The organism is Aeromonas sp. 2692-1, from assembly GCF_013085505.1.
Classification (GTDB): Bacteria; Pseudomonadota; Gammaproteobacteria; order Enterobacterales; family Aeromonadaceae; genus Aeromonas; species Aeromonas hydrophila.
On record NZ_CP038513.1, the window covers coordinates 3,259,182 to 3,283,478 of the forward strand.

At 61.2% G+C, this 24,297-nt stretch carries 24 protein-coding genes; 18 read left to right on the top strand and 6 right to left on the bottom strand.

The window, feature by feature from the left end:
- Positions 1 to 13: 13 nt before the first annotated feature.
- The 9 genes from mukB to E5E97_RS15430 all read left to right on the top strand — a co-directional run bounded on the left by mukB (position 14) and on the right by E5E97_RS15430 (position 9,294).
- Positions 14 to 4,441 carry a chromosome partition protein MukB gene (gene mukB, locus E5E97_RS15390; protein ID WP_171280512.1) on the top strand — a complete coding sequence of 1,476 codons (4,428 nt, stop codon included), beginning with the start codon at positions 14 to 16 and terminating at the stop codon, positions 4,439 to 4,441.
- A 171-nt stretch (positions 4,442 to 4,612) separates the two neighbouring features.
- Complete coding sequence (locus E5E97_RS15395; RefSeq protein WP_162901947.1) at positions 4,613 to 5,011, top strand: septal ring lytic transglycosylase RlpA family protein; 399 nt, start codon at positions 4,613 to 4,615, stop codon at positions 5,009 to 5,011.
- Between the two features lie 134 nt (positions 5,012 to 5,145).
- A complete protein-coding gene (locus tag E5E97_RS15400; protein WP_162901946.1) occupies positions 5,146 to 5,466 on the top strand; it encodes a putative quinol monooxygenase in 321 nt (106 codons plus the stop codon).
- A 302-nt stretch (positions 5,467 to 5,768) separates the two neighbouring features.
- Positions 5,769 to 6,239, top strand: coding sequence for an N-acetyltransferase (locus tag E5E97_RS15405; RefSeq protein ID WP_118881289.1), 471 nt, complete (start codon positions 5,769 to 5,771; stop codon positions 6,237 to 6,239).
- A gap of 12 nt (positions 6,240 to 6,251) precedes the next feature.
- Complete coding sequence (gene def / locus E5E97_RS15410; RefSeq protein ID WP_118881288.1) at positions 6,252 to 6,749, top strand: peptide deformylase; 498 nt, start codon at positions 6,252 to 6,254, stop codon at positions 6,747 to 6,749.
- Positions 6,750 to 6,833: 84 nt separating this feature from the next.
- Complete coding sequence (locus tag E5E97_RS15415) at positions 6,834 to 7,310, top strand: GNAT family N-acetyltransferase (protein ID WP_060389511.1); 477 nt, start codon at positions 6,834 to 6,836, stop codon at positions 7,308 to 7,310.
- Between the two features lie 109 nt (positions 7,311 to 7,419).
- Positions 7,420 to 7,905, top strand: coding sequence for an N-acetyltransferase (locus E5E97_RS15420; RefSeq protein WP_118881287.1), 486 nt, complete (start codon positions 7,420 to 7,422; stop codon positions 7,903 to 7,905).
- A 52-nt stretch (positions 7,906 to 7,957) separates the two neighbouring features.
- Complete coding sequence (locus tag E5E97_RS15425; protein WP_118881286.1) at positions 7,958 to 8,467, top strand: GNAT family N-acetyltransferase; 510 nt, start codon at positions 7,958 to 7,960, stop codon at positions 8,465 to 8,467.
- Between the two features lie 5 nt (positions 8,468 to 8,472).
- Entirely contained in the window at positions 8,473 to 9,294 is an 822-nt protein-coding gene (locus tag E5E97_RS15430; RefSeq protein WP_238427543.1) for a hypothetical protein, read from the top strand.
- A 78-nt stretch (positions 9,295 to 9,372) separates the two neighbouring features.
- Here the strand turns inward: E5E97_RS15430 and E5E97_RS15435 are convergent, their stop codons facing one another.
- The gene (locus tag E5E97_RS15435) at positions 9,373 to 9,576 is read right to left on the bottom strand and encodes a hypothetical protein (RefSeq protein WP_024946319.1); all 204 of its coding nucleotides are present in this window, start codon (positions 9,574 to 9,576) and stop codon (positions 9,373 to 9,375) included.
- 186 nt (positions 9,577 to 9,762) lie between these two features.
- Here E5E97_RS15435 and E5E97_RS15440 point away from each other — a divergent pair, with 186 nt between their 5' ends.
- Positions 9,763 to 10,650: a PhzF family phenazine biosynthesis protein gene (locus E5E97_RS15440; protein ID WP_118881284.1), complete on the top strand. Its 888-nt coding sequence runs from the start codon at positions 9,763 to 9,765 to the stop codon at positions 10,648 to 10,650.
- A gap of 72 nt (positions 10,651 to 10,722) precedes the next feature.
- On the opposite strand, the gene E5E97_RS15445 is transcribed toward E5E97_RS15440, so the two are convergent.
- Positions 10,723 to 12,000: a triacylglycerol lipase gene (locus tag E5E97_RS15445; protein WP_118881283.1), complete on the bottom strand. Its 1,278-nt coding sequence runs from the start codon at positions 11,998 to 12,000 to the stop codon at positions 10,723 to 10,725.
- A 676-nt stretch (positions 12,001 to 12,676) separates the two neighbouring features.
- Complete coding sequence (locus tag E5E97_RS15450) at positions 12,677 to 13,255, bottom strand: alkylphosphonate utilization protein (protein ID WP_162498673.1); 579 nt, start codon at positions 13,253 to 13,255, stop codon at positions 12,677 to 12,679.
- A 225-nt stretch (positions 13,256 to 13,480) separates the two neighbouring features.
- On the opposite strand from E5E97_RS15450, the gene E5E97_RS15455 reads away from it, so the two are divergent.
- The 5 genes from E5E97_RS15455 to E5E97_RS15475 all read left to right on the top strand — a co-directional run bounded on the left by E5E97_RS15455 (position 13,481) and on the right by E5E97_RS15475 (position 18,514).
- A complete protein-coding gene (locus tag E5E97_RS15455; protein ID WP_171280513.1) occupies positions 13,481 to 14,710 on the top strand; it encodes a methyltransferase in 1,230 nt (409 codons plus the stop codon).
- 316 nt (positions 14,711 to 15,026) lie between these two features.
- Positions 15,027 to 16,475, top strand: coding sequence for a chitinase (locus E5E97_RS15460; RefSeq protein WP_171280514.1), 1,449 nt, complete (start codon positions 15,027 to 15,029; stop codon positions 16,473 to 16,475).
- Between the two features lie 445 nt (positions 16,476 to 16,920).
- Entirely contained in the window at positions 16,921 to 17,301 is a 381-nt protein-coding gene (locus E5E97_RS15465; RefSeq protein WP_171280515.1) for a VOC family protein, read from the top strand.
- A gap of 135 nt (positions 17,302 to 17,436) precedes the next feature.
- The gene (locus E5E97_RS15470; protein WP_118881279.1) at positions 17,437 to 17,835 is read left to right on the top strand and encodes a GFA family protein; all 399 of its coding nucleotides are present in this window, start codon (positions 17,437 to 17,439) and stop codon (positions 17,833 to 17,835) included.
- A gap of 49 nt (positions 17,836 to 17,884) precedes the next feature.
- Complete coding sequence (locus E5E97_RS15475; RefSeq protein ID WP_118881278.1) at positions 17,885 to 18,514, top strand: histidine phosphatase family protein; 630 nt, start codon at positions 17,885 to 17,887, stop codon at positions 18,512 to 18,514.
- 54 nt (positions 18,515 to 18,568) lie between these two features.
- Here the strand turns inward: E5E97_RS15475 and E5E97_RS15480 are convergent, their stop codons facing one another.
- Entirely contained in the window at positions 18,569 to 19,864 is a 1,296-nt protein-coding gene (locus tag E5E97_RS15480; protein WP_076360815.1) for a diguanylate cyclase, read from the bottom strand.
- Positions 19,865 to 20,085: 221 nt separating this feature from the next.
- Between E5E97_RS15480 and E5E97_RS15485 the strand changes: the two genes are divergently transcribed.
- The gene (locus E5E97_RS15485; RefSeq protein WP_118881277.1) at positions 20,086 to 20,517 is read left to right on the top strand and encodes an SRPBCC family protein; all 432 of its coding nucleotides are present in this window, start codon (positions 20,086 to 20,088) and stop codon (positions 20,515 to 20,517) included.
- 77 nt (positions 20,518 to 20,594) lie between these two features.
- Here the strand turns inward: E5E97_RS15485 and smrB are convergent, their stop codons facing one another.
- Positions 20,595 to 21,119, bottom strand: a complete 525-nt coding sequence (gene smrB / locus E5E97_RS15490) for an endonuclease SmrB (protein ID WP_011706199.1) — start codon at positions 21,117 to 21,119, stop codon at positions 20,595 to 20,597.
- A 65-nt stretch (positions 21,120 to 21,184) separates the two neighbouring features.
- On the opposite strand from smrB, the gene prmB reads away from it, so the two are divergent.
- Together prmB and aroC are read left to right on the top strand one after the other, a co-directional pair.
- Positions 21,185 to 22,120, top strand: a complete 936-nt coding sequence (gene prmB / locus E5E97_RS15495) for a 50S ribosomal protein L3 N(5)-glutamine methyltransferase (protein ID WP_024945276.1) — start codon at positions 21,185 to 21,187, stop codon at positions 22,118 to 22,120.
- 12 nt (positions 22,121 to 22,132) lie between these two features.
- Positions 22,133 to 23,221 carry a chorismate synthase gene (aroC, locus tag E5E97_RS15500; protein WP_016350634.1) on the top strand — a complete coding sequence of 363 codons (1,089 nt, stop codon included), beginning with the start codon at positions 22,133 to 22,135 and terminating at the stop codon, positions 23,219 to 23,221.
- A gap of 100 nt (positions 23,222 to 23,321) precedes the next feature.
- On the opposite strand, the gene E5E97_RS15505 is transcribed toward aroC, so the two are convergent.
- Positions 23,322 to 24,137, bottom strand: coding sequence for an ABC transporter substrate-binding protein (locus E5E97_RS15505; protein WP_171280516.1), 816 nt, complete (start codon positions 24,135 to 24,137; stop codon positions 23,322 to 23,324).
- Positions 24,138 to 24,297: the final 160 nt, after the last annotated feature.

Sequence of the window (24,297 nt, forward strand, 5' to 3'; positions counted from 1 at the left end):
TGGAGGCAAAGTCGTGAGAGGCAAATTCAAATCCCTGACCATGGTCAACTGGAACGGCTTCTTCGCCCGCACCTTCGATCTCGACCAGCTGGTCACTACCCTGTCCGGCGGCAACGGCGCGGGCAAGTCCACCACCATGGCGGCCTTTATTGCGGCGCTCATTCCCGACCAGTCGCTGCTTCACTTCCGTAACACCACTGAGGCGGGCTCCTCCAGCGCTTCTCGCGACAAGGGGCTCTACGGCAAGCTGCAGCGCGGCCACTGCTACTCCCTTTTGGAAGTGATGAACAGCCGCGAGCAGCGGATCTGGGTCGGTGTTCACCTGGAGCAGGTGGCCAACCGCGACAACAAGGTCAACATCACCCCGTTTGCGCTGGTGGATGTGCCGGAGCAGTTGCAACCCACCGATCTGCTGCTGGAGAAGCTCGATGACGGCAAGGGGCGGGTACGTGCCTTCGCCGATCTGAAGGGGGCCGCCGCCGAGCTGGGGGCGCTGAAAGTCGCCAAGTTCAATACGGTGACCGATTATCACAACTTCATGTTCGAGTTCGGCATCACGCCGAAGAAGCTGCGTGATCAAAAGGATCGCGGCAAGTTCTATCGCCTGATTGAAGCCTCCCTCTACGGCGGCATCTCTTCCTCCATCAGCCGGTCACTGCGTGAATACCTGCTGCCGGAGAACTCCGGTGTGCGCAAGGCGTTCCAGGACATGGAGGCGGCCATCTACGAGAACCGCCGTACCCTGGAGGCGATCAAGGAGACGCAAGGTCAGCGGGATCTGTTCAAGAACCTCATCACCGAGACCACCCACTATGTGGCGGCCGACTATGTGCGCAACGCCGCCGAGAAGAATCGTCTCTCCGAGTTGGCCCTCAAAGCCCGCCAGGAGCTGGCAGGCAAGCGTCGCCTGCTGGCCGAAGAGAAGCAGCGCGCCATCTATCTGGCCGACGAGGTGGAGCAGCTCACCAACCGTGAGAAACTGCTGACCGACGAGCTGGAATCGGCCGCCGAGCACCTGGCCAAGGTGATGGCAGCCGTCAGCTTGCAGAAGAAGATCGAGATGTACCGCGCCGATCTGGCGGATCTCTCTGACAAACTCGAGCAACAACAAGCGGTGGTGGAAGAGATCCACGGCCAGCTGCTGGAGGTGGAAGAGCGCAAGGAGCTGGCCCAGGCAGAGGTAGACAGCCTCAAGACCCAGCTGGCCGACTACCAACAGGCGCTCGATATCCAGCAAACCCGCGCCATCCAGTACCGCCAGGCGGTGCAGGCGTTGGAGACTGCCCGCGAGCAGTGCGAGCTGCCGGGGCTGACCGCCGAACAGGCGAGCGACACCCTGCATCAGTTCCGCGCCGCCGAGCAGAGCCTCACCAGCCGGGTGCTGGGGGCCGAGCAGCAGCTGGCGCTGGCCAAGGCGGCGGTGGCCGAGCACGAAGCGGCGCTGGCGCTGCTTTTGAGCATTGCCCCCGAGACAGTGCGCGAGGCCGCCTGGTCCACCGCGCAGGCACTGCTCAAGCGTCACATCGAAGACAAAGCCCGCATCGCCCAGGGGCAGGGGCTGCGCGCCGCGCTGGCTCGCCTCGAGAAAGAGAGCGAAAGCCAGAAGAGTCTCTTCAAGCTGCGTGACGAGCTGCAGCAGGCCTCTGGCCAGCTGATTGCCAGCAGCGATGAGCTGGAGATCTTCCTCGAAGCCCAGCGCACCCGTCAGGAAGAGCTCTCCGAGCAACAGGCGGAGGTAAATCAGCGCCGCGCCAGCCTCGAGCATCAGGGCACCCAGCTGGGCCGTGATATTGCGGAGTTGACCAAGCTGGCGCCGCGCTGGCTCAAATCCTTTGAAAAGCTCGAGCAGCTGCGCGAGCAGAGCGGTCTGCCGCTGACTACCGCCGAAGAGCTTTCGGCCGGCATGCAGAGCGTGCTCGACAAGGAGCGCGAGTTCGAGCAGGAGAGCAACCGCATCGCGGCGCAGAAACAGGCGCTGGAGCTGCAAATTCGCAACCTGCAGCTGGGGGCTGGCGAGGCGGATCCGCGCCTGGCCCGCATCGCCGAGCAGGTGGGGGGCGTGTTGCTCTCCGATGTCTATGACGACATCTCCATCGACGATGCCCCTTACTACTCCGCGCTTTACGGCCCGGCTCGCAGCGCCCTGGTGGTGCTCGACCTTGAAGGGGCCATCGAGCGGCTGAAAAAGCTGGAAGATTGCCCGGAAGATATCTACCTCATCCAGGGCAACCCCGACTCCTTTGACGAGGATCTGGTGGAAGCGGACGAGCTGGGGGATGCCGTGCTGGTACGCACCAGCAAGCGTCAGGTGCGCTTCTCCCGCTACCCCGAGCTGCCGCTGTTTGGTCGTGCCGCCCGGGAAAAACGGATCGAGCAGCTCGACCTTGAACGCGAGGGCCTCATCGAGGGTTACGCCAAGGCCGCCTTTGAGCAGCAGAAGTATCACCGTCTCTACGGCCACTTCCGCGACTTTATCGGCCAGCATCTGGACATCGCCTTCCGCCCCGACCCCGAAGCCGAAGTGCAGGCCAAACAGCACGAGCAGCGTATGCTGCAGGGAACCATAGCCGAGTGCGACAAGCAGCTGAGTGATGCCAAAGCGGCCGCCGCCCAGCTGACCCGCCATATCCAGCTGGTGCAGGGGATGCTGCCCTTTGCTCACCTGTTTGCCGAGACGGACCTGGTTGCCCGCCTCGAGGCGGCTCACGCCGACGTCGAGGCCCTTAAAACAGCCGAAGCCTTTATCGCCAAACACGGCAAGTCGCTGGAGAAGCTGGAAACCATGGTGCAGGTGCTGCGCCAGGATCCGCAGGATCTTGCCGCGCTGCAGGCAGCTTACGATGAGGTGAGCGACCTGTTGGCCGAGCAGAAGCGCCGTTGCTACGCCCTCGATCAGCTGGTGGCCCGTCTGCCGCACTTTGCCTATCAGGATGCGCAAGATCTGCTGGGCAAGGCCTCCGAGATGAGCGAGCGACTCAAAGAGAAGCTTAAGGCGGCCGAGCTGGCGGCCCGCACCGCTGGCGAGCAGAACAAGCAGATTGCCCAGCGCCATACCGAGGCGTTGCAGCTGCGCACTGCCCTCAACTCCAGCGTCGAGGCCAAGCGCCAGACCCTGACTGAGTTCGAGCAGGAGCTGGCGGCCATGGGCCTGACCCTCTCTGACGATATGGAAGAGAAGGCGCGCGCCCACAAGAAAGAGATTGAAGAGCTGCTGATCCGTACCCGTTCCCGTCGCACCAGCGCCGAGGCCCAGTTGCAGGTCACCAAGCGCGAGATCGAATCCCTCGGTGGCCGTCTCAAGCTGGAAGGCAAGGATTACTACAGCGCCCGTAAATCTCTGGTGGGTCACAAGGCGAGCTGGTCGCGGGTGGTGCGACTGGCGCGGGAGACCGACGTCGAGAAGCGCCTCAACAAGCGCGAGCTGGCTTATCTGGACAGCGACGAGCTGCGTTCCATGTCGGACAAGGCCCTCGGCGCCCTGCGGGTGGCGGTGGCCCACGACGAGGCCCTGCGCGATGCGCTGCGTCTCTCCGAGGGCAACCGCAGCACCGAGCAGAAGGTGGCCTTCTACGTGCAGGTCTACCGTTACCTCAAAGATCGCATCCGCAACGACATCATCCGCTCCGATGATCCGGTTGAGGCGATCGAGGAGATGGAGATCGAGCTGGCCCGCCTCGCTGACGAGCTCAAGCAGCGGGAAACCCATCTGTCGCTCTCTTCCCACGAGGTGGCGGCCAAGATCACCAACATCATCCGCCGCGAGCAGAACCGCATTCGGGTGCTCAACCAGGGCTTGCAGAACATCGCCTTCGGTCTTGTGCGTGGAGTGCGCCTCAACGTCAATATCCGCGAGGCCCACACCCGTCTGCTGACGGCGCTGGCCGATCAAACCGCCATGCACAACGATCTGTTCGCCGACAAGGAGCTCAGTTTCTCCGAGGCGATGGCCAAGCTGTTCCAGCGCCTGAACCCGCAGATCGAGCAGGGGGATCGCAGCTATCAGGTGATGGGCGACGTGCTGCTCGACTATCGCAACTATCTGGAGCTGGAGATCGAGGTGCAGCGCGGTGCCGATGGCTGGCTGCGGGCCGAGAGCGGTGCGCTCTCCACCGGCGAGGCGATCGGTACCGGTCAGGCCATCCTGCTGATGGTACTGATCAGCTGGGAGGAGGAGTCCCGCCGTCTGCGCGGCAAGGATATCGCCCCCTGCCGTCTGTTGTTCCTCGACGAAGCGGCCCGTCTGGATGGCAAATCCATCGCCACCCTGTTCGAGCTGTGCGAGCGGCAGGATATGCAGCTGCTTATCGCGGCGCCCGAGAACATCAGCCCCGAGAAGGGCACCACCTACAAGCTCATCCGCAAGGTGCAGGGCAAGCACGAGCATGTGCATGTGGTGGGTCTGCGTGGCTTCGGCTTTGCCGATGACAAGCTGATCGCCTGACAGAGGCTGACGGACGAGGTATGAAAACGGGAGGCTTGGCCTCCCGTTTTGTTTGGAAACTGTGGCAAAGTAGCGGCGCGGTTATGGCTGGCCGGCACCACGCTGGTTCGCTCATGCCCGCTACCGCTTCATTGGCATCGACAACCCCGCAGGGGAGCAAGGACAAGGCACATGGTTGAAAAGGGGCAATTTTTGCGAAAGGGGCTGCTGCTGTCGCTCACCGTGTTGCTGGCCGCCTGCAGCAGCCGCTATGACGAGAGCCACGACGGCAGCTGGCGCGGCTATAGCGAGACGGGGCTCGCTTCCTACTACGCCGATCGCTACCACAACAAGCGCACCGCCAGCGGCGAGCCTTATCAGCGCCACGCCAACACCGCCGCCCACATGGAGTTGCCCTTCGGTGCCATGGTGCGGGTCACCAACCTCGCCAACGGCAAGAGCGTGGTGGTCAGGGTCAACGACAGGGGCAATTTCCCGCGCGGGCGCATCATCGATCTCTCCAAAGCGGCCTTCAGCGCCATCGGCAATCCTCGCGCCGGGCTTATCAAGGTGAAGATAGAGGCGCTCTAGGCGCTGATTCGTTCAGTGGCTTGAACAGAGTGTCCATCCTGCCCGGCTATATCCCGCCAGGCCGCCCCTCTTACACTGCTGCTCGACGCGAAGGCCGCGCCTGGTTCTGGGCCCCTTTGCTTACCCTTGAGAAAATGGAGCAGACCAAGATGAGTGAAGATAAACGGGTGTCCATCGCCGTGCTGAAGGCCCGGGCCGGCATGAGAGAGCCACTGCGCCGCGAGCTGCTCAAGCTCATTGCGCCGACGCGGCGCGAGCCGGGCAACCTGGATTACGTGCTGTTTGAATTGCAGGACGAGCCGGGCACCTTCTACATGCGCGAGGCGTTCGTCAATCAGGCTGCGCTGGACAGTCACTGCCAGACGGACTATTTCCAGGCCTTTGCCGCCGAGGCTGAGGCACTGCTGGCAGAGCCGCTGCGGCTGATTTTTATGAAGGAGGTGAGCCTCCCTTAAACCCATCGGGCCCAAGGTTGGCCCGATTTCCATTCATGTTCAGGTACTGCCCTAGACGCAGTCCCACCCCGTCATCGCCCCCCTGATCTGCGTCTCTGCATCCTCTACCGAGAGGTTGAACGGGGGCTTATTGCTCTTATCCCGCCTGTTTATGCCTGCCGTCTTTTCATCTCCAGATTGTTCGGTAAGATACCCAAATGAAAATCAATGTTGGGACCAAGCGACATGACCTCCATGGCGGGTGGGCGGTCTGACGAGAGGCGGTCATCAGGCCGCCAAGATGGTTGAGCCGAGGAGGTGGGATGGAGATCGAACTGGCGGGGATAGCGCCAAGTGAGTTTGAACAGCGCTTTGCAGCCGTCAAGGAGGGGATCTTTCCCTATGTCGAGGCGGTGTTTGGCTGGGATGACGACTTTCAGCGCGAGCGGTTGACCAGCGAATATGAGCCGCACTGGTTTTCGTGGATCCTGGCTGAGAGGGCGCGAGTCGGCCTGCTCTGCCGCAAGCCATACGACGATGCGCTGCACGTTCATCTGTTGATTATCTTCCCCCGTTATCAGGGCCGGCAGCTTGGCTCGGCCGTCATGACACGGTTGCATCGCGAAGCGGCATCTGAGGGGCGACACCGGGTGACCCTGTCGAGCTTTAGCGCCAATCAGAGGGCAATAGAATTTTATCGGCGCCTCGGTTATCAGGTGGTAGCGGAAGAGCCGGCGTTCGTCTCCTTGTCCAGGCCGGTGACGAGAGAAGAGTACGTAGGTACTAATAGTTGACGGAGAGCCCTCATGGCAAGACTGGATATTTTAACGGTTCCCGACCCGCGATTGGGTATCAAAGCCGAACCGGTTGAGGATATTGCGACCGTGCAAGGCCTGATCGATGACATGCTGGAGACCCTCTATGCCACCGACAATGGTATTGGTCTGGCGGCCACGCAAGTGGGGCGCAAGGAAGCCATCGTCATCATCGACCTGTCGGAGACACGGGATCAGCCGCTGGTGTTGATCAATCCGCAAGTGACAAGCAGCACTGAACCAGCGTTTGGGCAAGAGGGGTGTCTCTCCGTGCCGGATTATTATGCCGATGTTGAGCGTTACGGCTCGGTGGTGGTGTCGGCACTGGATCGCCATGGCGTGCCTATCACGGTAAAGAGCAGCGATTTCCTGGCCATCGTGATGCAGCATGAGATCGATCACCTGCAGGGCAAGGTGTTTATCGATTATCTCTCGCCGCTAAAGCGCAAGATGGCGTTGAAGAAGGTGAAAAAACAGCGAGGGCAGTGACGTGGATGGTCATGGTCTATGTGATGTCGAAAACGCCTTCGCTGGGTCCTGTTTCTCGGAGGTAATCAAGGCTGAGGCTGATATATGACAGTGCAATTCAAACATTTTGACGATGTGCTGGCTCCGGATTTTCTGCCGCTGCTCAACGACGCAACGATCAGAAAACACCTGATTGATCACCCACGTTTCGATCTGCAAGGGGTTGGGCGCTGGATGGACGACAAAATACGGATCAACCAGCTGCCGGGGTGTCGTGTTCGAGCCGTGTTGATTCATGGGCAGCTGGCTGGGTGGTGCGGGATACAACCGGATGAGGCTGGCGTCGAGCTGGCTATCGTCATCGGTCAGGCCCACTGGGGGGCTGGTATCGCCATCTTCAGGGAGATGATGTGCTGGGCACGGGAGATGGGGCATACCGAAGTCCGCTTTCATCTGCTGGACAGCCGTCCCGCTTATGCTGCACTGGCCCGCAAGGCAAACCGGGTAGAGAAGACGCACCTCTCCGGGCGGGTGTTCGCCACCTATTTTCTGTCGGTTGAGAGCTGGTTTGCAGCTTGCTGACGCCATATGTGATTGGCCTGTTTGCCAATGCGCTGAATAACGTGTTTTGACATATCGACACTGCCTTGATCACCTGTCGTTTGGCCACCGCAAAGTGGCAAGGATGGCGATGAATCTCGAATTCAAAAAAATAAACCTGGCGCGTGACTATGAGTTTTGCGTGGAGGCCCGTCGGGACGCCTATGTTTGCAGCTTCCACCGCGACGAGGGATTTGACGAGTTTCTAGCGGGCTATCGGGAGCGGATGGCGACGAGGCTGACCAGCCAGGAGTGGCATTATCTGCATGTATGGCAAGGGGGCGAGATAGTGGGGCAGCTGGAGTTTTGCACTGTCTCAGCCGAACCGGAAACCGGCTACATATATCTGATCTATTTGACGCCACAGGCGCGTGGTCAAGGCATGGCCGATCTGCTGCTGCAATATATCGGTCGCACCTTGTGGCCGGCTGGCTGCCGGCGAGTGGTGTTGTCGGTCAGCCGTCTCAACCCGCGGGCACTGCGTTTCTATCAGCGCTGCGGGTGGCAATATTTGGGGCCCAACCCCAAGCATGCCGAGACAGATTTCTATGAATATTGGTTGCCGGATCCGGCGTGATCAGTAGCCGTATTTGAACGGGAAAAACAAAGTCCCATGGAGGGGAAAATAGATGGAAGTGAGACAGGTCCGGGTATCGGATGCAGATAACCTACTGGCCTTGATGAACAGACTCGACAATGAAACAACTTTTATGCTCTATGAGCCGGGTGAGCGCACCACGACAAAGATCGAGCAAGCTCAAATATTGGCCTCGTTTGTCGATGCAAACAACAAAGTCATGCTGGTATTGTCGGAGCATGGCGAAATTGCTGGTTTTATTGTCGGCATCGGTCAACCGGCAAATCGCAACAAACATGTACTGTATTGCGTTATCGGCATTCAACTCTCTACAACTGGACAGGGCTTTGGCAAAAAAATGATGTCTGCGCTGGAGGCGTGGGCCAGGACGCACGGCTTTACCCGTATGGAGTTGAGCGTCATGTGTCACAATGCCCGGGCTTGTGCGCTATACCGCGCCTGCGGATTCGAGGTGGAAGGGGTCAAACGCAATACGATGAGGGTCGATGGTGCATATGTCGATGAATATATAATGGCCAAGCTGATTGAGGAGGGGGCATGAGCAAGATGCAGTGGCAGGTTTCCTGGAACGTCGCTTGGTCGTCAAGGCGTGTGCGCGGAGGGGGGGCGCTTGTGCTGGTGGCGCTGTTGGGCTGGCTGCTGACCATGGCGCCAGGGTATGCCGAGGAGCCGCAGCTCGGCGCCGAGTATCGCCCTCTGGTACAGAAGGTGATCGATGCCGCCAAGGCGCGGGATCCACAGGACCTTGCCCGTCAGATGAAGTATCCCTTCAAGCAGGAGTATCCCATCCCGGTCATCAAGAGCCCGTCCGAGATGGTGGCCCGTTTCGACGAGGTGTTTGATGACGCCCTTTTAAACAGCATTGCCAGTTCCCGGGTCGGGCAGGATTGGCAGGCCATGGGCTGGCGCGGCATCATGCTGGGCAGTGGCGAGGTGTGGCTGGATTTTGATGGCAAGGTGATTAGCATCAATCATCAGACGGCGCAGGCTGCAAAACGCAAGGCCGAGCTTGTCGCCAAACAGAAAAGCGATCTTTATCCCGGCCTGCGGGAGTACCAGCGCCCTGAGCTGATGTGGCAGACCGAGAAATTTACCATTCGCATCGATGAGCTGGGTGACGGCCGTTATCGCTATGCCTCCTGGGCCAAGGGCAAGACGCTCAGCGACAAGCCGGACCTGGTGCTCAGCAATGGCACCGTCAGGGTGGAGGGGACGGGGGGTAACCACACCTATCTATTCACCAGCGGCCCTTACCGCTACGAGTGCGCCGTGACCGTTTTGGGTGAGCGGGGCACGCCGCCGGGTGAGTTGGTGGTCTATCAGAACGAGGTTGCCATCATGCACCAGCCGGTGATCAAGGTGCTCTGATATCCCTTGATCTACCCGGAACGTTCAACGCGCGGCCAAGGGCCGCGCTTTTGTTGTCTGCAACGGCTGACGGCTTCGCTAGCCCTGCGGCACTCGTACCCCCTTGTCGAGGTAGAGGCTGCTGTAGTGGGCGCGGTGGGTGACAAACATCACCTGATGACGGCTGCCATCGGAGAGGATGATGAAATCACCGGCCTGGGCGGGAGTGTGCAGGCTGATTTCATGTTCGGGGGCGGTCAGTTTGTCGACCTCCTCCTTGAAGGTGAGGGTGTAAGAATACATAGGGTGCTCCACAACAGGACCTTATACAGACACGCATCAAACGTAGCTGCTGTGGCCCGGTTCTGCGGCGCCCAAGCGGCACCCGCGCACCATTTAATTTACCGGCCGCGGCGGGCTCGCTATCTTATGGAAAGCGGCCCGCGGCAAGTGCAGGCCAATCATGTCGGCGACAGTCAGGAGCGAGCGATGACAGAGCGTGAGTGGGAACCCGAGTTGGTGCGCATTGCCGCCTTCTCCACCGGTACCAACGGCGGCAATCCGGCCGGGGTCTGGCTGGGGCCGCTGCTGCCCGGTGTCGAGGAGATGCAGCGCATCGCCGCCGAGGTGGGCTTTTCGGAGACCGCGTTCGCCGCGCCCTTGCCCACGCCAGCAACGCCGGTGGATGAGCAGGCCGGGCCACGGCAGTGGCGGGTTCGCTACTTCTCTCCCGCCGCCGAGGTGCCGTTCTGCGGTCACGCCACCATTGCCCTCGGGGTGGCGCTGGCCCGCCGGGTTGGCGCCGGCGAGTATCAGCTGCAACTCAATCAGGCCACCATCTCGGTCTCGAGCTGGCTGGACGGGGAAGGGGAGTGGCAGGCGGCGCTGCAATCGCCCCCCACTCGCAGTAAACCAGCCCCTGCCAAACTGGTGAGCGCCGCGCTGGCACTGTTTGGTTATACCCAGGCAGACCTGGATCCCCGCATTCCACCGGCCCTCATTCATGGCGGCGCCGATCATCTGGTGCTGGCGCTCAACAGTCGCGCCGCCCTGGCGGCCATGCACTACCAGATGGCCGAGGGGCGAACCCTGATGCAGCGAGAGGGGCTGGTGACCATCTTGCTGGCGTATGCCGCCCGCGAGCAGCTGTTTCATACCCGCAACCCCTTTGCCTATGGTGGCGTGTATGAAGATCCCGCTACCGGCGCCGCCACCGCGGCCTTTGCCGGTTACCTGCGGGATCTGCACTGGCCTCACGGCGGCATCATCGATCTCTTTCAAGGGGAAGATATGGGGATGGCGTCGCACCTGCATGCCGAGATCCCCCCCGAGCCCGGCAGCTCAATCCGGGTATTTGGCCGCGCCCGCCTGATGTGATCGCCAGACAATGAAAAAAACCGCCAGCTGGCGGTTTTTTACTTTATGTCGGGGCAAGCCGGCTGCTTTGGCCTATTGCGGGTCGTGCTCCCCAGCCGGGCTCTGCTCCTGGTGATCGCTCTTTAGCCAGTGCAGCAGCTGGCGAGCCACCTGCGGGCTGCCGAGCAGCGCCATGTGGCTGGTGCGATAGGCAATCATGGTATGGGCGGGGAGAAAGGCCAGCTGGTGGCGTGCCTCGTCATGCAGGCCAAGGGCACTGCGCAGGGGCACCAGACCATCGCCAATCAACCGATCTGCCAGCACGCTGCGTTTGGCCGCCGTGGTGGCCGCAATGGCAAAACAGCGCACTCCGCCGGGCAGGGGCAAGGGGGCGCGAGGATCGGCCAAGGGGGAAGAAGGGGGATTCCGGGTTGGAGATGAGTCCATCACCTTGCCGTGGCGCAGATCCTTGATGCCGACGCTGCGCAGCTGTGCCAGCCTGACGAAGGGCTTGCTGTAGGCCGTCGCCGGCAGCAATTGCTCCAGCCAGTGGCCGGCGGATTCGAGCGGTGCGCCATGATGGGGCGTACCGAGGAACAACAGGTTTTTAAGGTGGGCCGGCCAGGTCTGGGCAGCCAGGTCGGCGCTGTGACAGGCGCTGCGGATCACCAGTCCGCCCATGCTGTAGGCCAGCACGCTGATCTCGCCAAGGCCGCTGGGCCAGTGGGTTGCCAGTTGTTCCAGCTGACGGGCCAGTGCGTGACCGTTCTGCACGATGGAGAGGCCCGAGTTGTAGCGCACATAGATGGGCAGGTAACCCAGCGCCTCGGCCAGCATCTCCCCGTGATTGACCAGCGCATCCTGATGCCGGGTCTGCCACTGCAGATCGTTCATGCACAGTCCGTGCACCATCAGCAGTACCCGTGCGCGAGGGGGCAGCTGTGCCGGCAGGGCCGGCCAGCTCAAGGGCTTGCCGAGATAACGCAGGGTCATGGGGGTGGCCAGGGCATTGTGACTCTCGACCAGCTTGTCCCCCATCACGCCATTGAGGGTGGCGAGCAGGGCCGCGCGGCTGGGCGTGTCGGGAATTTGCTGCAAAGGCGGGGCTGGCGGCAGATGGGCAAGCAGGGCATGGATACCGCTGCCCAGCGCGCTGGCGGCGCCATATACCCCCTTGTAAACCAGTCCGGTGATCCCCGCCGTCTTTCCTTCCTCCCGCCCCTTGAAGCCCATGCCGCTCAATACCGCCTGATGGACGGCCTCGGTGAGCTGTATCGTCGCAGGCAGGGCCTGAATGAACAGTCGGGTCAGCTCGCGAATGTCCGCAAGATGCCAGGAAGAGGCGGGTTGCGGTGCTGTAGGTTGCGTCATGAAAAGCCCCTGTGAAGGTATCGCCGGCCTGCTCCCACCCGGCAGCGGGGCGGCTGTATGACAACCAGCTTGCGCCGTTTGTCCCGGGTTTGCCAGTGACGCATCGGCGGTTGTTGGCGAGAAGGCCAGTGGGTAGCCTCGGTGACCGGCGGGCAGGGCAATCCGCTGGCAGAGGCGCTTATGCATCTGATCAGGCAGGGTCGGTGGCTGGAGCAGGAGGTATTGGTACTGGCGAGGGGCTGGCAAGCATGGCTGCTGGATGGGGTTTACGACTGATATCGCCACAAAAAAACCGCCATCAGGCGGTTTTTTTGTTCTGCCGGCCCTTATTTCAGGGCTTTCTTCAGCTTCTTGATCTTGCTCTCGTGCTTGGCAATTTTCTCAAGGCGGGCGGCAATCTTCTGCTTGATCTCTTTCTTGCTGACTTTGGCCATCTGGCGTGCTCCTTTTGCAGTGATGACACTTGCGGTGTCGGGGGTAGGTCAGTCCATGAAACGCCAGAGTGCCACAGGGTTGCTGATGACACCAACCTTTCGCTCAAAATAACGGCAGAAAGCATGCCGGTGTAGGGCCTTGTGTCGCGACGGTTCGCGGCAAGAAGAGGGGGATGGCGGGCAATCGGCAGGCACAAAAAAAGCGCCCCGTGGGGCGCTCATGCTAGCAGGGCTGAGGGCGATCAGGCCTTTTTCAGGTAGGCGGCGACCAGTACGATCTGCACGCCGTTGACCTTGCCTTCGATGTGCAGCGGATTGTTGGTGAGGCGGATGCCCTTCACCAGGGTGCCGCGCTTGGCGGTGAAGCCCGCGCCCTTGACGTCCAGATCCTTGATCAGGGTCACCGAGTCACCTTCGACCAATACGGCGCCGTTGGAGTCGACGGTGGGCACGCTGTCGTCATCGTCGCCGGCCATGCCCGCTTCGGCCCAGGCCTTGGTCTCGTCTTCCATGTACATCATGTCCAGCATGTCCTGAGCCCAGACTTCGCCTTGAGCGGAGAGGTTCTTCAACTGGCGCCACGCCATGACCTGTACCGCAGGCACCTGGCTCCACATGCTGTCGCCCAGGCAACGCCAGTGGTTGACCACTGTGGTTGCCGGCTGCTCCAGCTGGCCACGGCAGGTGTCGCACAGGGCAACGCTGTGATCATCATCGCTGGCCGGAGAGTGGGGGACCGCGAAGGCAGTCAGCGCCTGTTCGGCACCGCACAGTTCACACTTGGCGCCCGCGCGCGCTTGCAGGATGGCATTGATGGTCATGTTTTGGTTCCATTCACGTTGGTAAAATGGCCCGCGATGGGCAGGCCAAGATAATGAAGGGGCGGAATATACCACAAAACCCCGCTGTTTGTCAGGCTAAACCCGGTCGCAGGCCCGCTGCCGGCCGTTGGAAACATCAAAGGAACCAGTTGGCATAGGAGGATGGCAGGACAGCTGTGATGGCGCAGCATAGATGAGAGTGCTTTTTGACGCGGGATCGCTAGAATGAGCCTCCATTTTGACGGCAGAACAGGGGCACGCGTGCTGGCTCAATGTTTTCAACAACTGGATCGACTGCTGAGCGAAGCCCGGCACTGGTGGCAATATCAACCCTACCACCACCTGGATCTTGCCTTTGCCAAGACGGCGCCGGCACTGGCTGAGCGCCTCAATGCCCTGTCGCTGGCCGAGATTGAACGGCTCGATGGCGACATGCCTGCCCTGTGCGAGCTGCTGGCCCCCTGGATCCCGCAGGGCTCGGCGCTGCATGCCCTGAGCGCGTTGCCGACCCTGACGGCCGAGCCCATCCCGTGCGAGCGGACCATGGCGATGTACATGCCGGGGCGCAAGCAGGCCCAGATTGAAGCCTTCACCGCTTGTCTGCCCGCGCACCGCGGTCCCTATCTGGAGTGGTGTGCGGGCAAGGGGCACCTGGGGCGACTGGTCTCCCTGCACCATCAAGCCGAGGTGCTGAGCCTGGAGCTGCAGGCGCCATTGTGCGAGGAGGGGCGCCAGCTGGCCGCTCGCGACGGTGCCCGGATGGCATTTGTCTGTGCCGATGCCTTCGCCGATGAGACGGCCCAGCTGATCGCCCCGGCCCATCACGCCATGGCGCTGCACGCCTGCGGCGAGCTGCACACCCATCTGATTGAACAGGTGGCGGCGCGCGGTGCCGAGGGGGTGACCCTCTCCCCCTGCTGTTATCACCTGATCCGCACCAGCCACTACCGGCCGCTCTCCGGCCCGGCCAAGGCCAGTGTGCTGCAGCTTGCCAAGAGCGATCTGAAGTTGCCGCTGCAGGAGACGGTCACCGGCGGCGCCCGCATCGCCCGCCTGCGTGAGCAGGAAGTGGCCTGGCGGCTGGCCTTTGACTGCCTGCAGCGCCAGGTGCGCGGGGTGGATGAGTATCTGCCGGTGCCCAACATGCAAAAGAGCCTGCTGACCGGCACCTTCGAGGATTTCTGTGGCTGGGCCGCCGAGCGAAAGGATCTGGTGTTGCCGGCCGGCCTCGACTACGCCGGGTTTCTGGCAAAGGGGGAGGCGCGCTATGGCGATGTCGCCCGCATGGAGCTGGTGCGTCACCTGTTTCGTCGCCCGCTGGAACTTTGGCTGGCGTTGGATCGCGCCCTCTTCCTGCAAGAGCAGGGCTACCGGGTGGAGGTGGGGGAATTTTGCGACAAGCCCATGACCCCCCGCAATATCCTGATCCGCGCGGTGCGAGCACGGCACGGATAAGCGGCGGGCCTCGTCGCGGCGGGGCCTGTTGCAGCGCTGTGCGGTTTGCCCTTTGGTGCTTCTCGTTGATGGGAGCGTGTCGTTGAAAGAGCGGCGTGACCGCTCGTTTCTCATTTTTCTTCGGTTTATTTTCATATAGCCGAAAGGCTCGCCATCACATCGCTTCACAATGCATTTTATTCTCACCAACTGGCAGAGTGAATTGGCTCACAGTTCCGGTAACATTCTTAATTTTCACCGTGAATTTAGTGGCCGGGAGGATTATTCTCGAGGCGACTCTTATCCCGACGTTATTCTGACATAAGGACTGTCTGTTATGTTCAAGCCTACACATTGTGCCTGGCTGGTTGCGGCTGCCTGCGCATTGCCAAGTTATGCCATGAATATTCAACCCGACCCACAAAATGCCGGTGGATATGTAATTTCCGCCCCGGATCTGGCAGCGGTGGAAAAAACCAAGACGGCGAATCCCATGTACGGGATTTGGGCAAAGGCGTTGGCGACACGTTCCAATACCATTGTCGATGCCATCAAGACAAGGGCGGCCAGCAATCCGGATAACGTCAAGCGGGTTGAGCGGGTATTCACCGAATCGGATTGGGATTATTTAACCCAGATGGCGGCGCCGGAATATACCTATGAGCGCTTCTTGCGGGCGGTCGGAAAATTCCCGGCTTTTTGCGGCGAATATACCGATGGCCGTGATGCCGATGCCATCTGCAAAAAATCCATCATCACCGCCTTTGCCCATTTCGCCCAGGAGACCGGCGGTCACATCGCCAAGGAGAATATCTCCGACAACCCGCTGGCGCTGGAGGAGTGGCAGCAGGCGCTGGTGCACGTGCGCGAGATGGGCTGGTCGGAGGGGCAGACCGGCTACACCACCGGTTGCGGCCAGAACGACTGGCAGAACAAGAAGTGGCCCTGCAGCACAGGCCAGGGTTATTTCGGCCGCGGCGCCAAGCAGCTCTCCTATCACTTCAACTACGGTGCCTTCTCCGAGGCGATGTTTGACGGCGATGCGTCCGTGCTGCTGAACAACCCCGGGTTGGTGGCGGACTCCTGGCTCAACCTCGCCTCCGCCATCTGGTTCTTCCTGACCCCACAGGCACCCAAACCCGCCATGTTGCACGTGATTGATCGCACCTGGGTGCCCTCCCAGCGCGAGATCGCCGCCGGCATCGGCTACGGCTTCGGTACCACCATCAACGTCATCAATGGCGGCATCGAGTGCGGCGAGCAGAACAAGAACAAGGGACAGCCGGTCAACCGCATCCGCTACTGGGAAGGGCTGGCCGAGCACTATCAGATCCCCGTCAAGGCCGACGAGAAGAACACCTGCTGGCAGCAGACCCCTTATGGCAGCCTCAACCTCAACGGCGCCACCGACGTGCTCTACACCAACTGGGACGGCAACTGGAAATACTATCCGGATCGGCCCGGCGGCTACTCGTTCGAATGTGAGCTGGTGGGGTTCCAGACAGCCTACTCGGCACTGGTGCCGGGGGATTACGAGAAGTGCGTGACCAACTTCTACGGCTCCCACGCCAACTGGCCCAAGGTGCGGGTAGTGGCCAAGCTGGATCCTGCGCCGGTTGATCCGACCGATCCCCCTGTGGGGGATGTGGCCGCCTGGAGCGCCAGCAAGGTCTACACGGCGGGCAACAAGGTGAGCTACAAGGGAGCCATCTATCAGGCCAAGTGGTGGACCCAGGGCAATGAACCGGGCAAGGGAGATCCCTGGGTGCTGGTGCCGGCGAAATAGCATAAAGCGGCTGGTATCAATATATTCGGTAATGGATCACACCTCTCATGCCAAGTCGGGGGACATATTGTCCCCCTTTTCGATATCCGGCCTGTAAAAATAAAGCCAGTGTTTAATTTGGTGGGTGCGGTGCTGGATGTTTATCAGCGTATAAGCGTGCTCGGTGATAAAAATACCCGATAACAACGGGTGAGGGGGTATAGTCAGTCGAAAATATCGCTCTGATCTTTTTTTTAATTTGGGGTGTGTGCCATTGAATAATATTTCTTGTGGCCGGTGTTGGTGACAGCGAACCGTTATTAAGTTACCGCCTTCTTTCGTCAGGTATCCATCGCCAGAATATTCATTTTTACCGAAGCTGGCATGCTCAATGGTTGGAAAACATTGGTCATTACCCTGCAATGGGGTATCACTATGCCGATGAGTGCAAATCAGAGGAGACTTCATGTTCAATATTGCCATGCATTTTGAAATCCCGGTGACGGATATGGCGCGTGCCACGGCGTTTTACCGCCGTGTGTTTGGCATCGAGTTTGAGTTGATGCAGATTGATGGCAACGAGATGGCGCTGTTCCCGCTGACAGAAGGGGTGGAGGGGTGCTCCGGCGCCTTGGCCAAAGGGGAGAGCTATGTGCCCAGTATCGATGGCACGCGGATCTATCTCGCGGTCAGCGAGATTGAACGGGTGATGGCGACGGCCCAGGCGGCCGGGGCCAGACTGCTCTACCCGGTGACTCAGGTTGGGGAGGGCATCAAGGTGGCCGAGTTTCAGGACCTGGAAGGCAACCGGATTGCATTGCAGGAGCGTTGGCTGCCGGCCTCGTGAGTCATCCCGCAGCCGGTTTTGTGATGAGGGCGGTGGCCGACGAGGGCGCAACATGGTACTCATCTGATCCGGCAGTGGCTGCAATGGCGCGGTCACTCAGCAACGGCAAGCGACAACAAGACACAAGGAGGAGTGATGAAGGGACATTGTCTGTGCGGCGGGATTGAGGTCTCGGCCGGCGATCACAAGGAGGTGGGGCTGTGTCACTGCAGCACCTGTCGACGCTGGTCGGGCGGCCCCCTGTTTGCGGTGCACTGTGGCAAGGAGGTGCGCTTTCGCGGGCTCACCCCGGTGGCCTATCGCTCCTCGGAGTGGGCGGAGCGAGGATTTTGCCCCACCTGCGGTACCCACCTTTTCTATCACCTGTTGCCGACGGATGAGTACATAGTGCCGGCCGGCCTGTTTCAGAGCGAACCCTTCCAACTGGCGAGTCAGATATTTATCGATGAAAAGCCCGATTTCTACGAGCTGAAAAACGAGACACCGACCCTGACCGGTCAGCAGGTGTTCGAGCAGTTTGCCCCCAAGCCGTGAGAACGGGGCGAGGCAGCGCGAGCATCGGTCGCAATCAAAGGAACAGACAATGCAACTGGTGGTGATGCGCCACGGGCAAACTCCGGCCAATGCCGAAGGGCGCTATCAGGGGGCGCTGGATATCGGTCTGAGCGACACTGGGGTGGCCCAGATCAGGGTGCAGGCAAGGGCGCTGGCCTTGGCGCAGGTCCCGTTTCAGCTGCTGCTGAGCTCCCCTTTGCTGCGGGCACGGCAAAGCGCGGCCCTGGTGGCGGACGAGCTGGTGCTGCCGGTGACGCTCGCCCCCGCTTTTCGCGAGCGCCATGTCGGGGTGTTCGAGGGGCTGACCCAGCAAGAGGCGAGGGAGCGTTACCCTGCGCTGTGGGCACGCAACATCACCCGCCGCTGGGCCGAGGCGCCGCCTGGCGGCGAATCGTTGGACGAAGTCATTGCCCGGGTCGGGCAGGGGTTGGCGGAACTGGCGCAGAGCTGCCGTCAAGAAATGGTCCTGCTGGTGGCGCACGGCGTGGTGGCCAAGGTGATCCGGGCGCTGACCGTGGCGGGATTTGACGACTTCTTCGAGTGGCAGCTGGCCAACGGGGCCGTGCTTGAGGTGTCGCTTGCATGTGGCGACGCTGGCGGGCCGCTGGGTTTCTTTGCCCGGCCAGGCAGCAAACATGGCGTCGCTGCCTTGAATTGAGCCGGAAGCGCCAGGCCTGTTGAGTGGTTTCTCAGGCCTGGCGTGTATTGTCTGTCAGGGGGAATCTGGCAGTGCCTTCCTTGAGCAGTTGCGCCCCTGTTTCTTGGCCAGATAGAGCGCGGTATCGGCTCGGCGCACCATGCGCTCCACCGTATCCTGCGGGCCCAGGCTGGCACTGATGCCGACGCTGATGGTGAGCGATACCTCGGTGCCTGCGCCCAGCTGATGCAGCTGCGACTCGACGGCGAGGCGGATCCGCTCCGCACTGGCCCAGGCCAGCTCCAGCGAGGTTTCCGGCAGCAGCACGATGAACTCCTCGCCGCCCCAGCGGCCCAGCATGTCCACTTCCCGCAGTTGTTTGGCGACCCGTCTTACCAGGCTGAGAATGGCCTGATCCCCTTGCTGATGGCCATAGGTGTCGTTGATCTGCTTGAAATGATCGATGTCGATCAGCAGCAGGCTCATGGTGTGGCCGAAGCGCTGACAGCGCTGCATCTCCAGCTTGACCAGCTCGTCGAAGCGGCGCCGGTTGGCGATCCCGGTGAGGGGATCCGTGGTGGCCGCCACCTTGAGCTCCTCCACCAGCCGGGCCCGCTCTGAGATATCCCGCAGGATGGCGGTCATCTCGGTGGTCTGACCCAAGTTGATCTTGGCGATGGTCACCTCCAGCGGAAACTCGCTGCCGTCGCGGCGCAGCCCCATCACGGAGGCGCGGGCATGCATGGGGCGCGAGTTGATGGGGGAGTTGCTGAAAGCCTTGAAGTAGCCGTCGTGGTTGGCCCGAAAGCGCTGAGGTAGCAGGGTATCCAGTCGTTTGCCGAGGTAGCTCTCGTCCACCCCGAACATCTCGCAGGCGGCGGTGTTGATAAGTTCGATACGCGACTCGCTGCTGACGCTGATGATGCCGTCGTAGGCGGAGTTGACCACCGCCTCGAAGCGCTTGCGGCTCATCTTGAGCGCCTCCTCCAGCTGCTTTTTGGCAGTGATGTCGATGGCGGTGACTATTATGCGGGTGATGCGTGACTGCTCGGGAATGATGGGGGAGATGACAAAACGCCACCAGCTGGTGCGCGACAGGGTGTCGATGGGCAGTTCGCTCTCGAGCCCCGTCTGCTGGCTCACGCACTCATGCATCGGCTGCTCGATGCTGCCGGTGATGTAGCGAGGAAACATTTCGTTCAGGCGCTTGCCGATGCTGCCCAGCACGTCCAGCTCGAAGGCCTGGGCAAAGGTGTCGTTGGCGGAGACCAGGGTAAAGCGATCGTCGTCATCGAGGGAAAACACCGCAACGGCGGCACCGATGGCATCGAGAGACGACTTGATGTCGGCATGGGAACCCTGTGTGAACATGCAACCTCCATGGCGAATAACGTATTGATATTCAGTATAGTGCGGCCGTTTTTGATCCTTGTCCCGTAGACAGAAGGAACGCCTTGCCACTGGATTGGCGATGGTCAGTCCTGCCAGATGGACTGGCTCGACGCCATCCGCTGGGCTTTACTTGCTGGCATCCGCAAGCGAGCTGGCCGGCATGGCCAGTCATCCCACAGCAAACTAGCACGGAGCGCGTCATGAAGATCAGCATCGAGGCACATATTGAGCAGGAGATAGAGGCCGTCTGGTGGGCCTGGAACGATCCGGACTGCATCGCCAGATGGAATGCAGCCTCCAGCGACTGGCACACCACCGGCAGCCGGGTCGACTTGGTGGTGGGCGGGCGTTTTTGCCATCACATGGCGGCCAAGGATGGTAGCGCCGGTTTTGATTTCACCGGCACCTTTACCCGGGTGGAAGCACCGACCCGTCTCTCGTTCGTGATGGATGACGGGCGCGAGGTGGATGTGCAGTTTGCGAGCGAACCGGGTGGCACCTGGGTGCAGGAAACCTTCGATGCCGAGACGAGCCACACCCCGGCCCAGCAGCAGGCGGGCTGGCAGGGGATCCTCGACAACTTCAAGCGTTACGTGGAAGCGGCAGGTTCGAGGAGGCGTCTGCGCCCATAAAAAAACCACCGCCAGGTCGCGGTGGTTTTTTTATGCTGCTCTGGACGTGCGTCAGAGCATGCCAGAAGGCGGGAGCGTTACTCCTCGATATCCAGCAGCACCAGGATGGCGCTGTCGCCGCCCCACTCGCGGGGGGCCTGATGGAACGCCTGCACGTTGGGGTGCTGGGCCAGCCAGCTTGGAATGCGCTGCTTGAGGATATGCTTGCCGATGCCGTGCATCACGGAGGCGACGTGAATGTTCTCTTTTTGGCAGAGGGTCAGCAGGGCTGCCAGCTCCTGTTTGGCCTGCTGCTGGTTCATGCCGTGCAGGTCCAGGTAGATCTCCGGCGGATAGCTGCCGCGCTTGAGCTTTTTAAGCTCGAATTTTGACACATCTTCGCGCACGTAACGGGTCGGTCCATCGGCCTCGAGATGGGGCTGGTACTCATCGCTGAAATAGTGGTCAACCCCAAGCTTTTCGCGGCTCTCACGCAGTTCGCGTTTCTGCTTGACCGGGCGCAGGTCGGCCCTTATGGTATCTTGCTTGATTTTCCGGGTACCTTTTATCGCATCGCGGAACAGCTGGGTTTCCTCGTCTGTCGGTGAGGGCGTTTTTTTCATCAGGTACTCGTCTTGCTCGCTGTATAGAATTCTCGGGCCGGATATTACTCGACTTGGAGGTGGATTTGGACAAGATATTTATCGATGAGGTGGTTGCCGAGATGCACACCATCCAGGACATGTTGCGCTGGGCCATGAGTCGTTTCAACGACGCCGGGATCTTCTACGGACATGGTACCGACAACGCCTGGGATGAAGCCGTGCAGCTGGTACTGCCCGCGCTACATCTACCGCCGGACGTGGATCCGGGCATGCGCCACTCCCGTCTGACCACCAGCGAACGGCACCGCATCGCCGAGCTCATCATCCGCCGCGTGCAGGAGCGGGTACCGGCTGCTTACCTGACCAACAAGGCCTGGTATGCTGGTTGGGAGTTCTACGTGGACGAGCGGGTGCTGATTCCCCGTTCTCCCATCGCCGAGATGGTGGCCAACCGCTTCGCCCCCTTCCTCAAGCATGAGCCGACCCGGATCATGGACTTGTGCACCGGCTCTGGCTGCATCGCCATCATCATGGCCCACGAGTTCCCACAAGCCGAAGTGGATGCCATCGACATCAGCGTCGATGCCCTCAACGTGGCCGAGCGCAACATCAACGATCACGGGCTGGAGCAGCAGGTCATTCCGATCCGCTCCGATCTGTTCCGCGATCTGCCGGTGGGCGACAAGTACGATCTCATCGTCTCCAACCCGCCCTACGTGGATTCCGAAGACATGTCGGATCTGCCGGACGAGTTTCGTCACGAACCCGAGCTGGCGCTGGCCTCCGGCTCTGACGGCCTCAAGCTCACCAAGCGCCTGCTGGCCAATGCCGCCGACTTCCTCAAAGAGGATGGCGTGCTGGTGGTCGAGGTGGGCAACAGCATGATCCATCTGGAAGCCCAGTTCCCGGACGTACCCTTTACCTGGGTTGAGTTCGAGAACGGCGGTCACGGCGTGTTCGTGATGAGCCGTGCCGATCTGGTGCAATACCAGGACTATTTCGCGATTTACAAGAGCTAAGCAGGAGCACTCATGGCAGGGAACAGTTTCGGCCAACTCTTTCGTGTGACGACCTTCGGCGAGAGCCACGGCCTGGCGCTGGGCGCCGTGGTCGACGGCTGCCCGCCGGGACTGGAGATCAGCGAAGCGGATCTGCAGGGGGATCTGGACCGGCGCAAGCCCGGCACCTCCCGCTACACCACGCCGCGCCGCGAGCCGGACGAGGTGAAGATCCTCTCCGGGGTGTTCGAGGGCAAGACCACCGGCACCTCCATCGGGCTCTTGATCGAGAACACCGATCAGCGCTCCAAGGACTACTCAGACATCAAGGACTTGTTCCGTCCGGGCCACGCCGATTACACCTATCACCAGAAGTACGGCCAGCGCGACTATCGTGGCGGCGGGCGCTCCTCCGCCCGTGAAACCGCGATGCGGGTGGCGGCGGGGGCCATTGCCAAGAAGTACCTGAAGCAGGTGCACGGCATCGAGATCACCGGCTTTCTCTCCCAGCTCGGCCCCATCAAGGCAGAAGCCTTCGACGCGGCGCAGATCGAGCAGAATCCTTTCTTCTTCCCCGATGCGGGCAAGCTGGAAGCGCTCGATCAATACATGCGAGACCTGAAAAAAGAGGGCAACAGCATCGGTGCCAAGGTGCAGGTCATCGCCAGCAATGTGCCGGTGGGCCTCGGTGAGCCGGTGTTCGATCGTCTCGACGCCGACATCGCCCACGCCATGATGGGCATCAATGCGGTGAAAGGGGTGGAGATCGGCGACGGGTTCGCGGTGGTGGAGCAAAAAGGCTCCGAGCACCGCGACGAGATGACCCCGGCCGGCTTTGCCAGCAACCATGCGGGCGGCATTCTGGGCGGCATCTCGTCGGGTCAGGACATCGTGGTGAGCTTAGGTTTAAAGCCCACCTCCAGCATCACGGTACCGGGCAAGACCATCACCACCGAGGGTGAGGCCACCGAGATGATCACCAAGGGTCGCCACGATCCTTGCGTCGGCATCCGCGCCGTGCCCATCGCCGAAGCGATGCTGGCACTGGTGCTGATGGATCACCTGCTGCGCCACCGTGCCCAGAACCAGGGCGTGCTGACGCATACCCCGCAACTGCGCTGATCGGCCTGTTCACTGCTCGGCTGATCGAGTAGTGCAGCCACAGACACAGTCAAAAGGCGACCTCAGGGTCGCCTTTTTCATGGACCTTCATCGCGCATGATCACTGGCCGGGGGTCACCTGCTCAGCCGCCGGGTTGTCGAGCCGGCAGGGGGGCGGCGCCACGTCACGGCCGGGTGGGGGCAGGCCGGCAATCACCTCATTGACCCGGGTGAGCTGCTCGTCGGTGACGGCCGAGTTGGCAAACATCAGGCTGACCGGTTGGTGATGGAGCAGCAGCTGGCAGCGGATAAAGCCGTCGGCCCCCAGCTGTTGCAGCCGGTAGCGGGCGTATTGCCACTCCATGATGACGCCGTCCAGCCGGCGAGCCAGCAACAGATCGACCAGTCGGTCATCGGCGTTGTATTCGCTCGCGTTCTTGAGGGCGGGGCACGCTTCCATCAGCTGGATGGGGCGGGTGCCGCGCAGCTTGCCAAGGCGCAGCTGGCTTTGCTGGCAAAGCTGCGGCAGGTCTGACACCGCCAGCCAGGGATCACGCTGGCCCGGGATGGGGTTGTTGCTCAGCAGCACGAAGGTACTGCGCCGATAGGGCACCGAGAAGCGGGCAAAGGCGCGCCGCTCCGGCGTATCGAGCGCCCCCATGGCCACGTCTAGCTGCTGCTGTTCGAGCAGATGGATGGCCCTGGCCCAGGGCAGGTTGCGAAAGTGGGATTCCAGCCCCGCCTGACTCAGGATCTGGCGGGTCAGGGTGACGTCCAGCCCATCCAGCGTCCCCTGGGGATTGATGTAACTGAACGGAGGCCAGTGGCTCCAGGCCACCGACAGCCTGGGCTTGGCCTGCAGCGGCAGACAGAGCCCAACTGCCAGCAGGGAGAGCAAGAACCAGCCAGGGGCGGCCGACAGAAGATGAACACGCATGAACCTGAACCTCCTTGTACAGGACGGATGCGGCGGTATCGCCGTTATCTGGCATCAAGCATAGCCTGATTCGAATGAGTTCTTGAGCGGCTTTTCCGGGCGAGACGGTGACCTGCTTTTGGCAAACATGCTGGGAGGAACGTCACATTTTTCTCGTTTC

What these genes read in the sequence shown, in the direction of transcription:
- smrB (WP_011706199.1), bottom strand. Translation starts at nt 21,119, where the DNA reads ATGAAAAAAACGCCCTCACCGACAGACGAGGAAACCCAGCTGTTCCGC.
- def (WP_118881288.1), top strand. Translation starts at nt 6,252, where the DNA reads ATGGCAAGACTGGATATTTTAACGGTTCCCGACCCGCGATTGGGTATC.
- aroC (WP_016350634.1), top strand. Translation starts at nt 22,133, where the DNA reads ATGGCAGGGAACAGTTTCGGCCAACTCTTTCGTGTGACGACCTTCGGC.
- E5E97_RS15395 (WP_162901947.1), top strand. Translation starts at nt 4,613, where the DNA reads ATGGTTGAAAAGGGGCAATTTTTGCGAAAGGGGCTGCTGCTGTCGCTC.
- E5E97_RS15485 (WP_118881277.1), top strand. Translation starts at nt 20,086, where the DNA reads ATGAAGATCAGCATCGAGGCACATATTGAGCAGGAGATAGAGGCCGTC.
- E5E97_RS15460 (WP_171280514.1), top strand. Translation starts at nt 15,027, where the DNA reads ATGTTCAAGCCTACACATTGTGCCTGGCTGGTTGCGGCTGCCTGCGCA.
- E5E97_RS15465 (WP_171280515.1), top strand. Translation starts at nt 16,921, where the DNA reads ATGTTCAATATTGCCATGCATTTTGAAATCCCGGTGACGGATATGGCG.
- E5E97_RS15450 (WP_162498673.1), bottom strand. Translation starts at nt 13,255, where the DNA reads ATGACCATCAATGCCATCCTGCAAGCGCGCGCGGGCGCCAAGTGTGAA.
- E5E97_RS15470 (WP_118881279.1), top strand. Translation starts at nt 17,437, where the DNA reads ATGAAGGGACATTGTCTGTGCGGCGGGATTGAGGTCTCGGCCGGCGAT.
- E5E97_RS15480 (WP_076360815.1), bottom strand. Translation starts at nt 19,864, where the DNA reads ATGTTCACACAGGGTTCCCATGCCGACATCAAGTCGTCTCTCGATGCC.
- E5E97_RS15405 (WP_118881289.1), top strand. Translation starts at nt 5,769, where the DNA reads ATGGAGATCGAACTGGCGGGGATAGCGCCAAGTGAGTTTGAACAGCGC.
- E5E97_RS15445 (WP_118881283.1), bottom strand. Translation starts at nt 12,000, where the DNA reads ATGACGCAACCTACAGCACCGCAACCCGCCTCTTCCTGGCATCTTGCG.
- E5E97_RS15440 (WP_118881284.1), top strand. Translation starts at nt 9,763, where the DNA reads ATGACAGAGCGTGAGTGGGAACCCGAGTTGGTGCGCATTGCCGCCTTC.
- E5E97_RS15435 (WP_024946319.1), bottom strand. Translation starts at nt 9,576, where the DNA reads ATGTATTCTTACACCCTCACCTTCAAGGAGGAGGTCGACAAACTGACC.
- E5E97_RS15415 (WP_060389511.1), top strand. Translation starts at nt 6,834, where the DNA reads ATGACAGTGCAATTCAAACATTTTGACGATGTGCTGGCTCCGGATTTT.
- E5E97_RS15505 (WP_171280516.1), bottom strand. Translation starts at nt 24,137, where the DNA reads ATGCGTGTTCATCTTCTGTCGGCCGCCCCTGGCTGGTTCTTGCTCTCC.
- E5E97_RS15400 (WP_162901946.1), top strand. Translation starts at nt 5,146, where the DNA reads ATGGAGCAGACCAAGATGAGTGAAGATAAACGGGTGTCCATCGCCGTG.
- E5E97_RS15430 (WP_238427543.1), top strand. Translation starts at nt 8,473, where the DNA reads ATGCAGTGGCAGGTTTCCTGGAACGTCGCTTGGTCGTCAAGGCGTGTG.
- E5E97_RS15420 (WP_118881287.1), top strand. Translation starts at nt 7,420, where the DNA reads ATGAATCTCGAATTCAAAAAAATAAACCTGGCGCGTGACTATGAGTTT.
- E5E97_RS15425 (WP_118881286.1), top strand. Translation starts at nt 7,958, where the DNA reads ATGGAAGTGAGACAGGTCCGGGTATCGGATGCAGATAACCTACTGGCC.
- E5E97_RS15455 (WP_171280513.1), top strand. Translation starts at nt 13,481, where the DNA reads ATGAGCCTCCATTTTGACGGCAGAACAGGGGCACGCGTGCTGGCTCAA.
- E5E97_RS15475 (WP_118881278.1), top strand. Translation starts at nt 17,885, where the DNA reads ATGCAACTGGTGGTGATGCGCCACGGGCAAACTCCGGCCAATGCCGAA.